Annotated in this window: 12 protein-coding genes and 1 tRNA gene; 2 read left to right on the forward strand and 11 right to left on the reverse strand. The window is 62.4% G+C overall.

What is annotated here, in order from left to right:
* Window positions 1–23: 23 nt before the first annotated feature.
* The 7 genes from L286_RS28435 to L286_RS28460 form a co-directional block, all read right to left on the reverse strand.
* Window positions 24–1,751, reverse strand: a complete 1,728-nt coding sequence (locus L286_RS28435) for an AAA family ATPase (protein ID WP_020819966.1) — start codon at window positions 1,749–1,751, stop codon at window positions 24–26.
* Window positions 1,738–1,893 (reverse strand): hypothetical protein, encoded by a 156-nt coding sequence (locus L286_RS48875; RefSeq protein ID WP_020819967.1) that lies wholly within the window; start codon window positions 1,891–1,893, stop codon window positions 1,738–1,740. Before L286_RS48875 ends, L286_RS28435 begins: the two co-directional genes overlap by 14 nt.
* On the reverse strand, window positions 1,890–2,171 hold the full coding sequence (locus L286_RS28440; protein ID WP_125445836.1) for a hypothetical protein: 282 nt from the start codon (window positions 2,169–2,171) through the stop codon (window positions 1,890–1,892). The genes L286_RS48875 and L286_RS28440 overlap by 4 nt, the downstream gene beginning before the upstream one ends.
* The gene (locus tag L286_RS28445) at window positions 2,168–2,389 is read right to left on the reverse strand and encodes a helix-turn-helix transcriptional regulator (RefSeq protein WP_020819969.1); all 222 of its coding nucleotides are present in this window, start codon (window positions 2,387–2,389) and stop codon (window positions 2,168–2,170) included. Before L286_RS28445 ends, L286_RS28440 begins: the two co-directional genes overlap by 4 nt.
* A 133-nt stretch (window positions 2,390–2,522) precedes the next feature.
* Window positions 2,523–3,161: a hypothetical protein gene (locus tag L286_RS28450; RefSeq protein ID WP_020819970.1), complete on the reverse strand. Its 639-nt coding sequence runs from the start codon at window positions 3,159–3,161 to the stop codon at window positions 2,523–2,525.
* Window positions 3,162–3,197: 36 nt separating this feature from the next.
* Entirely contained in the window at window positions 3,198–4,352 is a 1,155-nt protein-coding gene (locus L286_RS28455; RefSeq protein WP_020819971.1) for a tyrosine-type recombinase/integrase, read from the reverse strand.
* A gap of 230 nt (window positions 4,353–4,582) precedes the next feature.
* Window positions 4,583–5,692 carry a Fic family protein gene (locus L286_RS28460; RefSeq protein WP_020819972.1) on the reverse strand — a complete coding sequence of 370 codons (1,110 nt, stop codon included), beginning with the start codon at window positions 5,690–5,692 and terminating at the stop codon, window positions 4,583–4,585.
* Window positions 5,693–5,796: 104 nt separating this feature from the next.
* Between L286_RS28460 and L286_RS48880 the strand changes: the two genes are divergently transcribed.
* Window positions 5,797–5,946 carry a hypothetical protein gene (locus L286_RS48880; RefSeq protein WP_020819973.1) on the forward strand — a complete coding sequence of 50 codons (150 nt, stop codon included), beginning with the start codon at window positions 5,797–5,799 and terminating at the stop codon, window positions 5,944–5,946.
* Window positions 5,947–6,038: 92 nt separating this feature from the next.
* Window positions 6,039–6,111 (forward strand) — tRNA-Lys (locus L286_RS28465).
* A gap of 461 nt (window positions 6,112–6,572) precedes the next feature.
* On the opposite strand, the gene glgX is transcribed toward L286_RS28465, so the two are convergent.
* From glgX to glgB, 4 genes are read right to left on the reverse strand one after another with little or no spacing between them, the layout of a single operon-like run.
* Window positions 6,573–8,474 (reverse strand): glycogen debranching protein GlgX, encoded by a 1,902-nt coding sequence (glgX, locus tag L286_RS28470; RefSeq protein WP_021223091.1) that lies wholly within the window; start codon window positions 8,472–8,474, stop codon window positions 6,573–6,575.
* On the reverse strand, window positions 8,471–9,919 hold the full coding sequence (gene glgA, locus L286_RS28475) for a glycogen synthase GlgA (RefSeq protein ID WP_020819975.1): 1,449 nt from the start codon (window positions 9,917–9,919) through the stop codon (window positions 8,471–8,473). The genes glgX and glgA overlap by 4 nt, the downstream gene beginning before the upstream one ends.
* A 15-nt stretch (window positions 9,920–9,934) precedes the next feature.
* Window positions 9,935–11,194 carry a glucose-1-phosphate adenylyltransferase gene (gene glgC, locus L286_RS28480; RefSeq protein WP_007688750.1) on the reverse strand — a complete coding sequence of 420 codons (1,260 nt, stop codon included), beginning with the start codon at window positions 11,192–11,194 and terminating at the stop codon, window positions 9,935–9,937.
* A gap of 50 nt (window positions 11,195–11,244) precedes the next feature.
* A complete protein-coding gene (gene glgB, locus L286_RS28485; protein ID WP_020819976.1) occupies window positions 11,245–13,407 on the reverse strand; it encodes a 1,4-alpha-glucan branching protein GlgB in 2,163 nt (720 codons plus the stop codon).
* Window positions 13,408–13,420: the final 13 nt, after the last annotated feature.

The following is a 13,420-nucleotide window of genomic DNA, read 5'->3' on the forward strand; positions in this document are numbered from 1 at the left end:
GCGAAAAACTGGCCAGAACTCCCCTATGGGATAATATTGGCCAGTTTCCAGCGTTGCCCGACCTTGATGACCCCTAGCGACTTGGCAGCGCGCCGCACGGTGCGAGCCGAATGTGAGCGTTTTTCACCGTCGGCAATGACCTCCGCGATCCGGCGTTCGCCCTTGGCCAGCGCCGTTTCGAGGAATTCAATCGCCGCCTTGATTTCGGTATCGGGCCGTCCAACCTTCTCGCTGGACTTGAGGAAATCCTCCGGTCCCAATTCGCATTCGCCCTGCCATTCGACTTTCGGGATGATCCGCTTGCTCCGGTCGCCATCGACCAGCGCATAGATTTGCGACGGGCCGCGTTCGGACAGATTATGCTTGATATGGACCATGACCCGAAGATCGTCATTCTCCGGGTGCTGGCCGATCAGCACCGCCGAGCGTGCAGCCGCCGTGATGTCGACCGAGCCGAGACCGCGAAAGATCGCCTTGTCCTTCTCCCCCTTGGTCAAGTGCCGCAGAGCGATCACCGTGACGTTGGTCGCTTTCGCGAGTTCGGCTAGCCGCGCCATGAAAGGGCGGGTTTCGTTCGCCTTGTTCATGTCGATGCCGCCCTGCATGTAAGCCAGCAGCGGGTCGAGGATCAGCAATTCCGCCTTTTGCGCGACGATATGCTTTTCGATCCAGCCCAGCGCCTCTTCCTCCAACCGAAAAAACTTCTTGGAAAAGGTGATGCGGGACAGATCGGCATTCATCCGCATCAGCCGCCGGACCAGCGTCGTTTCGGGGTCATCCTCCGCACTCATGAAGAGGACGTTGGCCGCTCTCGGCTTTTTCTGGCCCGGCAATCCCCGTCCGCTGGATACGGCCGCCGCCAGCTCGCAAAACAGAAAGGTCTTGCCAACGTTCGGATCGCCTTCGAGCAGGTTGATCGCCCCGCGCACGAAATAGGGTTCCCAGAGGAAATCCACGTCACGCGGCGTCACATTCGCCATAGTCTCGAACAGTTCATCGTCGGCAGGATCATAGCGCATGACACTCGATGCGATTCGTTCGATGTCCTTGTCTGGCAGCGGCGGACTGCAATGCGCCTCATTCACCGCATGGAGTGCGGTGACGATTACCTCGTCATCGAACCCCTGACGTCTGAATGACCCGGCTAAGCTCGTCAGGCGGTTATCGCGCGAACCTTTGCGGATAACGCCGTCGCTCGCCTGCGTCTTCTTCGGCTTGAGCGATCTGCTCCGCGCCAGAATGGCATTGAGCACCCGCCCCGGCAGCTTGGCGATAGGTGCTGCCGGTTCATCCGACCGATAACGCCCACCTTCGGGATGTGCGGACTCCGGGAGCAACACATAACCCGACGCAATGATGTCCAACTTAGGCTCCAAGCCGATCTTGCTTCCCCTGATCCGTCCAGCGTGGCGGAAATAGAGGTGCCGTCCATTGCGCGTGATCGTTTCACGCGTGGGAGGCAGAGGTTCGAAACGTTTCAGCGCCGCCTCTCCTTCTGGTCCGTCCACGTCAATAATGAGAACCGGCGATGCCTTCGCCACAGCCCCAAGATTGATCGACGGATCTTCGCTCAGCCATTGCTTGACGATCAAGGCTTCCTCGGTCGCGCTATCCGCCCCGCTGGCACAAAAGCGTGTGTCAGGCACCTTGGAGCGGGGTTGCAGCGCGACGACACGCATGGATGCTTTCAGGGCGGCTTGCGCCGCCCCGAATTTACGTTTGGCCAAACGCGTGAGCTCAATCTTGCTCATCGTCGGCCTCCTCAGCTTCGCCAGCGTTCTCGCTTGTGTCGCCAGCTTCTTCGGCTTCGACCGCGATCCGATAGGTCACATGTTGCCCGCGATTGTCCGGGTCTGGCGCGTGAAGATAGAGATATCCAAGGAATCGCGTCATGCGTCGCCTCCCTCGGAATCATCACGAACCGCTCCTGCGCGCTTCACCTCCACCTGAACCAAATCCATGATGCGCGTTATGGCTCCGGTGGTCCCCAGCCATTGCCGTATGTCCTCAAACGGAAGATTGGTCTCAAACCCCATCCGTTCTTCGGTCTTCTCGATCTCGGTTCCACAGCATCGACACGTGGAGATTACTTCGAAGTCGATGTGCACCACATTGTTGATAAGCGGCTCACCAAAGCCGATCTTTTCACCCCTGTAATCGAAGATCATCACGCCACCTCCCGCAACGCGGCAAGCGCATCGATATGGGCGTGGATTTCCGATGCGAGCCAGGCGACGCTGTGAGCGCCTATGCGGACGCGCTTGGGGAATTTCCCGGCCGCTTCCAGCCGCAACATGGTGGAATTGGACAGATTGATCCCAAGGCGCACCAAATGCTTGCGCGTGTATAGCAGGCGGCGATCCGCCGCTCGAACAGGCAGTTCTGACATTAAATTATCCCTTCATCTTCAATGATAAAGGGTGCGCACCCTCGAACTCTGACGTCGTGCATGTTTGTGCCGCATCCTGCGCCGACCTGCCATCGAAGGTCTTGACGATCTCAGCCCGATCCGGGCCGAAGCGTCACACGCCCATTCTGACCAATTCCTTGAAATGGTCCTCAAGCTGCGGTTTGGCCTCACGGGTAATCTCGACATAGGCGAGTTTCACTGCCGCGAAGAAGGGTGAGACATTGCCTTTGCCGTTCCCATCATCGACACCGGTATAAGATCGCTGAACGTCGAGATTGGGCGCGTGGCGGCGAACCACCTGCGCGATCCAGAAGAGGAATTCGCGGCGCATCTCAATATTGTGGCTGAAATGCCGGGACTCGGAACGGGCGGTAAGATCGTCGCGCAAATCGGCCGCGAACCGTTCCAGCCGCGCGAGGCTCTCAGCTAAGGAATACCGCTCATCCGCCGCCAAAGCCGATGCATGATTTTCCGGATACTGCGCGAATTTCGGATCGTCAGCCAGTGCGTTGCGCAATATCTCGACCGGGTTGAGTATCTGCTGTTGCAACCACCGCGCCCGCTTGGAGAGAGACATGTCATCAGGGCCATGGTCGAAGCTGGAAGGCGTGGAATCGATAATCGCGCGAATGCGTTCACCGACCGCTAGGAAATCTCGACGCGCCGCCTCGACCTTATCGTCTAACCCGAGATGCCCCGACAGCTTGCGCATTGCCGCGTCACCAAACATCTCCGGCCATGGCAGATACATGATGTTCCTTACTGCTCCTCAGTTGCGCGAAAAGCGCTATATGTTTGGGCTCAATTCCGCGAGCCGCTGCCCCCACATCTCCAATGCCTCGCGCTTTTCATCGGCATAGTTATGCCGGTTATACACCGCCGCAACGCCTGACACGATGCCGCTGACATGATTTAGAATCTTCTCGGTCACAGCTTGCGTAACTCCCAACTTGGCAAGGTTGGTCGCAGCGGTTCGGCGCAGGTCATGGTAGCGCCAGTCCGAGGTTTCGGATTCGGCGGAGAGGCGGCGAAGCCACTTCGAATAGCCGCTGACAGGCGTTTGGCGCGTGGTCGTGAAGACGTAATCGCAATCGAGGAAGCGCGGAACCTCATTAAGGATTTCGAGCGCGAAGGTGCTGAGCGGCACATAATGCTTCTTGCCGTTCTTGGCGCGCTCGGCAGGGATCACCCAAAGCTTCGCCTCGATATCGATTTCGCTCCAGCGCATCTCGGTCAGTTCGCCCCGGCGTTGCGCGGTCGCCAGCAGCATGGGAACGATCTGTCGAAACGGATAGACCTCGTTGCGGCACGCTCGCAGAATGCGAACCAACTCATCGTCGTTCAATACGCGCTCGCGGGACACCTCTTTGGTGGGAGGTTTCACGCCGGCGATCGGGCTGACTTCGAGAATTCCGCGTTCGATACACCAGTTGAACAGCTTGCGGATATGCGAGAGGATGCGGTTGGCCTGATAGCCTGCTCCCCGCTCGATGGCTGCGTCCATCAATTCCAATATGTCGTACCGCTTGATCTCGCGGATATCGCGCTGGCCATGCGCGCTTATGAATTCCTGTTCCAGTATGCGCTCAGCTTCGCGCCAACTCTTGTTGCGGGTCTGCGCATATAAGCGGATGAACTCGCGGCAGACGGTCTCGACCTTCGTGTCGGGTCTGCGCCGCCGCTTGGTTGGGTCGATCCCTTCATCGGCCTGCCGGAGTAAATCGATTGCCTTCTCGCGGGCCGTTGCCAATGACAGGCGCGGATAGACGCCAAGCGTGACCCGCTTCTGTTCAAGGCCAAATCGGAACTTGACGGAGAAGACCTTTCGCCCGTTCTCCGAAACCCGAACGCTCAGGCCGGGACAGTGAAGATCATGGACGTCATATCGTTTTTCTTTGCCCTTGAGGGCATCGAGCGTCTTTGCAGTCAGGGCTTTCTTCATGTGTCATCCTTTCGAATGACACCTCAATAATCACGGAAATCAGCCAATCTCAAAGGAATTCCTGATCTACGGAGGACATGGATCAGGAAAGAGCAACGCGGCGCAATCTAAGAATATGCCCTGACAACCGGGGGGTGGTTTAGATCGATTTTTCGTACCGATGCTCAGACCAAGCGTCGCGACACTGTTTCTCGATTTTGGGTCTCATGCGATCGAATGATGGTCAGCTATCAGCCGATATCCACGTTGAGATGGTAGCGCGCATAACGCCGTTCGCCCGTGCGTATGAGGGCTTCCAAGTCGACCAGTTCGGAAAGATCGCGGGTGGCCGTCGCGGGGGCCGCATCGGTGATCGTCCGGTAGTTGTGCGCACTGAGCCCGCCTTTGAAGCCATCGGGACCTTCGGCAAACATGCGCAACAACGCCTTCTCCTGCCGCGCGTTGATCCGGTTTCGAAGGCGATCGAACATGCGGGTCTTTTCTATGAGGAAGCGGATACGTGCGATCGTCCTCGTTTGGGCTTCAAGCACGATGTCGGCAAACCAACCGAGCCAACCATCAATCTCGTTGGTCGCGCTCGCGCGCTGGAGTTCCGCATAATAGGCTTTGCGATGCCGGTTGATGGTCTCGGCAAGTGCGGTCAGCGTCGGCGCTTCAAGAGCCTGTGCAAGTGCCTTCTCGGCGATCGCCCGCCCAATGCGCCCGTTTCCATCTTCAAACGGATGGATCGATTCAAACCATAGATGTGCAATCCCGGCGCGCGTGATCGCTGAAAGGGGCTTGGCTCCTGCCGGTGCGCTATCGTTGAACCATTGGATGAACGCCTGCATCTCGGCGGGCACGCGATCCGAAGGCGGCGCCTCATAGTGGACGCGCGGCGCATGGAGCGCACCGGAGACGATCTGCATCGCGTCAGTATGCGTCCGGTACGAGCCGACCTCGTTGATGTCCCTGCGGCCGTTCATCAGCATCTTGTGCCAATCGAACAATTGGCGATTGGTCAGCGGCTGGGCGTAGCTCTGATAGAGGTCAGCCATAAGTTCCGCCGCCCCGGCTTCGGCGGCATTCGCGCGGCGTTGGGATACGGCAAATCCAAGCTGCTTGGCGATCGAGGATTGCACGCTGGCACGATCGAGCACCTCTCCCTCGATCGCTGAACTCTCGACCATCTCCTGCGAGATAAGCTCGATTGCAAAGCCGCGCTGGGCTTCGCCGTCCAGATGATGCAAGGTGCCGATGACGACCCCGGCCCCTTTGAGGAATTGCGCTTCCGCCGATTGGAGGCGTGCGGCATCGAAGCGGAAATTCGGCCAATCCGGTTGTTGCCAGTTCCAGCGCATGATCGATCGACAACCTTTCTATCGATCACAATATACGCATTAAATGATTTATAAAACATCTTCCTATCGATCATTGCGCTGCATGAGACGCGGGGCAATGGGACATGGGATTTTTCCTGACGGAGCAGGCAGCGATCGATATGACACTGGCGACCGGCATCGTGCTCAATAAAAGCCCGACCTTCTCCCACCATCCGATACCCAAAAAATCAACGATCTTCCGTTGGGGTCCCAAGCGGGTATCGGGCGCTTAAGATTGGGTGCAAGAGCCTGAAACGGCCTCGGACAAATTGCTTACCCAAAGAGTCGAAAAATCATTGACTAGCGGACGAGATGCTGCGATATGGAGCGATCTAAGTTAGTGAAAAGATTGACTTTTAATCAGTAGGTCGCTGGTTCGAATCCAGCAGGGCTCACCACCCCGTCGGCACGGGGTTGCCTTCAATCCCGCTTCATTAGGGTGTATCGACATTCAGAAGATGGCGAGCCGAAAATGGTGATTTTCCGTGACCCGGCGCGCAGCCTACTCAAAGTAGGTGAGCACCGGAAGCATGGAAATTGAAGCGAGGCACGTGACTCGCTTCAACCATTTGCAGGGCGTCAGGGCGGAATGTCGATACACCCTAGACCGCCTTGATCACCAGCGCGGCAAAGCACCATATTTCTATCGAAACCAGCAGGCCGAACAAGATGCCGAACATGGCGTCAGGCTTCAAAGCGTCGTCCATCTGCCCTCTCCATTTCTTTCTGCAAGATGAACGACTTAACCATGCATCTGGTTCCCGGAGCGTTTCGACGCATGTATCTATCTGCATTTTGGAGGGTTCGCCTCGCGGCTCCTCGTTGCATGCTGAGCGCGGCGGCGCTCGATAATCTAGCTCTACGGCCGGTCGCCGGCGCGAACCCGCCCGCCGCTTTCCCGTTCAGCGGGAATGGGCAGGACCGTTCGGGCGGGGACGCGCACGGCGCCGAAATCCCGCGGCTGGTCGTCGCCATTGATGAGGATGGTGAAGCCAGATCGCCGGAACCGCATGGCCAGGCAGCGGCGATCCGCATCCTCCCATTGCGCGACGGTCATGGGCCGACCCTGCTCGTCCAGCCACTCCATGTCGTCTTCCGACAGCCAGCCCGTGTCGCTGAAATCCGGCGCGGACGCCCGCAGGCCGGCGAGCGCGAAGGCATGCGCCTCAATCTCGCGGTCGCGCCCCTGCCAGTCGAGCCAGCCGATCGCATTATCCTGCGCATAGGCATTGTTGTTGCCCATCTGCGTCCGCCCGAACTCATCGCCGGCGGTCAGCATGATCGTGCCGCGGGAGCAGAATAACGTGCCGAGCAGCGCCTTGACGTCGCGCCGCCGCGCCGCCTGAATGGCCGGATCGGCGCTGGCGCCTTCGACGCCGTTGTTCCAACTGAAATTCTCGCCATGACCGTCACGGTTATGCTCACCATTGGCTTCGTTGCGGCGATGTTTATAGGCGGTCAGGTCCGCCAGCGTGAAGCCGTCATGCGCCGCCAGGAAATTGACGGTCCGCGTCGCCGCAGCGCCATGGAAAATGTCGGACGATCCCGCGAGCCGGGTCGCCAGCGCGCCGATCATGCCGCGATCCCCGCGCCAGAAACGGCGCATGTCGTCGCGATAGCGGTCGTTCCATTCCAGCCACCGTTCCCCGAACCGGCCGAGCTGATAGCCGCCGGGGCCGATGTCCCACGGTTCCGCGATCAGGACGCGGTCGGACAGCAGCGGATCGTCGCGCATCGCCCTCAGCAAGGGCGCTTCGCTGTCGAAACCCGTCGGCAGGCGTCCCAGAGCGGGAGCGAGGTCGAAGCGGAAGCCGTCCACGCCCGCCGCGCCGACGAAATGGCGCAGCGAATCCAGTATCAGCCGCTGCGCGACGGGATGGTTGCAGTCGATGCTGTTGCCCGTGCCCGTGTCGTTGATCAGGCGGCCGTCGGCTTCATGCCGGAAATAGCTGCGCGCATCCAGGCCGCGAAGCGACAGGGTCGGCCCCTCCCGGTCGCTTTCCCCGTCATGATTATAGACCATGTCCAGGATCACGCCGATGCCGGCCGCATGCAGCGCGTCCACCGCGCCGCGCAGTTCCGCCATGCCGCCGGGCGCGAGGCGGGGATCGAGCGCGAAATAGCTGACCGGATTATAGCCCCAGGCGTTGCGCAGCCCCAGCGGCCCCAGATGCCGTTCGTCGATCCAGGCGTTGATCGGCATCAGTTCGACGGCGGAGACATGCAGGCGGCGCAGATGTTCGATCACGGCGGGATGGCCGAGCGCGGCTATGGTGCCGCGCCGCGCCTCCGGAATGTCGGGATGCAACATGGTGAAGCCGCGGACCTGCACCTCGTAGACCAGCCCGCCGGGGCGGAAGACCGGCGGTTCCAGGGCCATCATGGGAAAGGGCGGCGTCACCACCCCCTTGGGCATCAAGGCTGCCGTGTCCCCGCCCTCGCCGCGTGGCGCGGCCAGCATCGGATCATAGGCGAACGGCCGGTCGATGGCGGCGGCATAGGGATCGAGCAGCAGCTTGTCCGGGTCGAACCACAGCCCGGCGTCCGGATGATGGGGCCCGTCGGCGCGCAGGCCATAGCGATCGCCCTCCCCCACGCCCGGCGCATCGACGGACCAGATTCCATCAACGTCCCGCGTCATCGGCAGGCGCGTCTCGCGATCCTGGCCGTCGAACAGGCACAGCCAGAGCCGGTCGGCATCGGGCGCGTGGACGCGGAAACGGGTTCCGCGTTCGTGCATGTCCGGACCCAGCGGACTCATGCGCCGGTCTGGATCAGGGTGCGGAACAGTTCCGCATAGCGCGCCGCGCTATGGGTCCAGGAAAAGTCGGCGCGCATGCCGGCGCGCTGCATCGCCTGCCATGTCGGCCGATGCGCATGAAGGCGGATGGCGCGCGCGATCGCGCCGTGCAGCGCCAGCGGATCGGACGGGGGGAAGACGATGCCGGTCGCCGCGCCCGCGCCGACGGCAGCTTCATTGGCGTCGATCACCGTGTCCGCCAGCCCGCCGACACGCGCCACAACCGGCACGCATCCATAGCGGAGGCCGTAAAGCTGGGTCAGGCCGCAGGGTTCGAAGCGGGAGGGGATCAATATGGCGTCGGCGCCCGCCTGCATCAGATGCGACAGCGGCTCGTCATAGCCGATCCGCGCCCCAACCCGGCCGCGATGCCGGTCCGCCGCCGCCAGGAACGCGCCCTCCAGCGGATGGTCGCCAGATCCCAGCAGCGCCAGCTTGCCGCCCAGGCCCACCAGATGGTCAATGGCGTCCATCACCATGTCCATGCCCTTCTGCCAGGTGAGGCGGCTGACGATGATGAAGATCGGCGTATCGTCGCGGTCAAGGCCGAACTGGGTTTCGAGGGCGCGGCGGCTGGCGCGGCGCCCGCCCAGCGCGCGCGCGCTGAAGGGCCTGGGGATCAGGAGATCGGCGGCGGGATCCCATATCGCGGTGTCGACGCCGTTCAATATGCCGTGCAGCCTGTCGGCCCGGCCGTTGATCAGGCCGTCCAGCCCCATGCCGTGCATCGGAGAACGGATTTCGTCGGCATAGGTGGGGCTGACGGTGGTGATGGCGTCGGCGGAGACAAGCCCTGCCTTCAGATAGCCGGTGCCGCCATAATATTCGACCCCGTCGACGCCCCAGGCTTCGGGCGGCAGGCCCAGTTGGGGGAAGATGTCCGCGCCGAAACGCCCCTGAAAGGCCAGGTTGTGGATCGTCACCACCCTGGGCACGGCATGGGCCGGGCCGAAGCGCATATAGGCGGCGGTCATCGCCGCCTGCCAGTCATGCGCATGGACCAGGTCGGGCCGCCAGCCCTTCACCCCTTCGGCCGCCATGTCCGCCCCCACGCGGGACAGGGCGGCAAAGCGTTTCCAATTGTCGGGCCATTCGCCGCCGCCCGCATCGCCATAGGGGCCGCCTTCCCGCGCGAAGAAATCCGGCGCGTCCAGCACCAGCAGGTCAAGCTCGCCCAGCCTCGCCCCCAGCACCGCCGCCGGCGCCCCGAACAGCGCGTCATAGCGGCGCAGCGGCTTCGCCTTGCCCAGGCGCGAAAGAACCGCCGGATAGCCCGGCACCAGCGTCCTGACCCCTATGCCTTGCCCCGCCAGCGCGCCGGGCAAGGCGCCCGCCACGTCGGCCAGTCCCCCGGTCTTCACCAGCGGATAGATTTCCGACGCGACCGAAAGAACCCGCATCGCCATTCCCCCGCCCAAGATTCAGTCCGCCAGCCGTTCGATCATATATTGGGTGATCAGCGTCACGCCGCCTTCGGTCCGTCGGAAACGCTGCGCGTCATGTTCCGGATGTTCCCCCACGATCAGGCCGGGCGGGACGATCACGCCCGAATCCAGCACGCATTTATGCAGCCGCGCCCCGCGCCCGATCACGCAGTCGGGCATGATGACGCTCTCCGTCACGGAGGAGAAGCTGTGCGTGCGCACCCCGGTGAACAGCAGGCTGCGGTGGAGCGACGATCCCGACACGATGCACCCGCCCGCGATCAGGGATGATGTGGCCGAACCGCGCCGCCCCTCCTCATTATGCACGAACTTGGCGGGCGGGGTGACTTCGGAATAGGTCCAGAGCGGCCAGCTCCGGTCGTAGAGGTCGAGCGACGGCACCACGTCGGTCAGGTCGATATTCGCCTGCCAATAGGCGTCGATGGTGCCGACGTCGCGCCAATAGGGCACGGGTTCGCTTTCGGCGCGGACGCAACTGCTGGAAAAGCGGTGGGCGACGGCCTTGCCATGCTTGACGATGTGCGGGATGATGTCGCCGCCGAAATCGCGCTTGCTGTCCGGATCGTCAGCGTCGCGGCGCAGTTCCTCGATCAAAAGGGCCGTGCGGAAGACGTAGATGCCCATGGACGCCAGCGCCATGCCGGGGCTGCCGGGAATGTGCGGCGGCTTCTTCGGCTTTTCGACGAAGGCGGTGACCACGTCCTGCTCGTCCACATGCATGACGCCGAAGCCGCTGGCTTCCTTCACCGGCACCTCCATGCAGCCGATGGTGACGTCCGCGCCGCTGTCGACATGCTGCTGGAGCATCAGTTCATAGTCCATCTTGTACACATGGTCCCCCGCCAGGATGACCATATATTCCGGCGCATAGCTTTCGATGATGTCGATATTCTGGAACACGGCGTCGGCCGTGCCCTCATACCACTGGCTTTCCGACACGCGCTGGCTGGCAGGCAGGATGTCGAAGCTCTCGTTGCGTTCCGTGCGAAAGAAGTTCCAGCCGCGCTGGAGATGCCGGATCAGCGAATGCGCCTTATATTGCGTCGCGACGCCGATGCGCCTGATGCCGCTGTTGAGCGCGTTCGACAGCGCGAAATCGATGATCCGCGCCTTGCCCCCGAAATGCACCGCCGGCTTGGCGCGGCGGTCGGTCAATTCGGCCAGGCGACTGCCCCTGCCCCCGGCCAGTACATAGGCCATGGCGTCGCGGGCGATCGGCTGGTGTCTTGGCTGCATCGCCCTCTTCTCCTTCATGCTCGCGAGCGCTTGGTTTCCGCCCGTCGGTTTCAATAGTCCAGTTCCAGCATCAACGTCGCGAGCGGCGGAATGGTGACATTGGCCCATCCTTCCTCATCGGCGGTGACGATCCCCATATTGCCCGCGCCGCTGCCGCCATAGTCGGCGGCGTCGCTGTTGACGATCTCTCGCCAGCGGCCGCCGGAGGGCAGGCGCATGCGGTAGCCGTGGCGCAAGGCCGGCGTGAAGTGGCTGATGACGACGATGGGCGACAGGCCGGGCGCGCGCCGGACCCAGGCGAAGACCGAGTCCGCCGCCGCGTCGACCAGCACCCATTCGAAGCCCTCCGGCTCGCAATCGCGGGCATGCAAGGCGGGATGGGAGCGGTAGAGGCGGTTGAGGTCGCTCACCAGCAACTGCACGCCCCGGTGCGGCGCGTGATCGAGCAGGTGCCAGTCGAGCGCCCGCGCCTCGCTCCATTCGGCCCGCTGGGCGAATTCCTGGCCCATGAACAGCAGCTTCTTGCCCGGATAGCCCCACATCATGGCGTAATAGGCGCGCAGGGTCGCGAATTTCTGCCAGTCGTCGCCGGGCATCTTGTGCAGCAGGGACGCCTTGCCGTGCACCACCTCGTCATGGCTGAGCGCCAGCACGAAATTCTCCGTAAAGGCGTAGAGCAGGCCGAAGGTGATGTCGTCATGATGATGGGCGCGGTGCACCGGATCGCGCGCCAGATAGCGCAGCGTGTCGTGCATGAAGCCCATATTCCACTTGAAACCGAAGCCCAGGCCCCCTTCATGGACGGGGTGGGACACCTTCGGCCAGCTCGTCGACTCCTCGGCAATGGTCATGACGCCGGCATGGGTGCCGTAGAGCGCCTTGTTCATCTGCCGCAGGAAATCGACCGCCTCCACATTCTCCCGCCCGCCCTGGCTGTTGGGAATCCACTCCCCTTCCTTGCGGCTGTAATCGAGGTAGAGCATCGAGGCGACGGCGTCGACGCGAAGCCCGTCGACATGGTAGCGCTCCGCCCAGAAGAGGGCGTTGTTGACCAGATATTGCGCCACCTCCCGCCGGCCGAAATTGTAGATCGCCGTGTTCCAGTCGGGATGGAAGCCCTTGCGCGGATCGGCATGCTCATAAAGGGCGGTGCCGTCGAAATGGGCCAGCCCATGGGCGTCGGTCGGGAAATGGGCAGGCACCCAGTCGAGGATGACGCCTACCCCCGCCCGGTGCGCGCCGTCGACGAAGCGGGCAAAGCCCTCCGGATCGCCGAAGCGGGCGGTCGGCGCGTAAAGCCCTGTGGTCTGATAGCCCCAGCTTGGATCATAGGGATATTCGCTGATCGGCAGGAATTCGATATGGGTGAAGCCCATGCCGACCACATAGGGGATCAGTCGGGGGGCCAGCGCGTCCCAGCTGAGGAAATTCCCATCCTCGCCGCGCTGCCAGGAGCCGGCATGCACCTCATAGACGGAAATGGCTTCGCGGCGCGGATCGGCCCTTTCCCAATAGGCGCGGTGGCGCTCGTCGCCCCAGTCATGGGCCGGGACCGCCGCCACGATGGAGGCTGTCGCGGGCCGCAATTCGGAACGAAAGGCGAAGGGGTCGGCCTTTAGCGGCAGGACTTTCCCGTCAGGCCCGACGATCTCATATTTATAGGCGCTGCCCACCCCCACTTCGGGCAGGAAGATTTCCCATATTCCCGCATCCTGCCGCCGCCGCATCGGCGCCCGGCGACCATCCCAGCGGTTGAAGTCGCCCACCACCGACACCCGCGTCGCGTTGGGCGCCCATACCGCGAAATGCGTGCCCGCCACCCCTTCATGGGTGATGAGGTGCGCGCCCATCTTGTCGAACAGCCGGGCATGAGACCCTTCGGCAAAATAATAATCGTCCATCGGCCCCAGCACCGGGCCGAAGCTGTAGGGATCGACCAGCGCATATTCGCCGCCATCGGCATAGGTCGCCCGATAGCGCAGCGGCTGGCGCTTGCGCAGGGCGACCTTGCCGAAGAACAGCCCCGCCGGATGGACCCGATCCAGCGCGCCGACCGCCCTGCCGTCCAGCCTGCATGCCTCGACGCTCACCGCATCGGGCAGGAAGACGCAGGCGGTGAAACCCTTTTCCGCCGGATGGACGCCAAGCGTCGCGAACGGATCGTCCTCCCGCCCCTCCAGCAGGCGGGCGATCTGTTCCGGGGTCAGGCCCACGCTAGATACGGCC

This window comes from Sphingobium sp. HDIP04 (genome assembly GCF_000445085.1).
GTDB lineage: Bacteria > Pseudomonadota > Alphaproteobacteria > Sphingomonadales > Sphingomonadaceae > Sphingobium > Sphingobium indicum.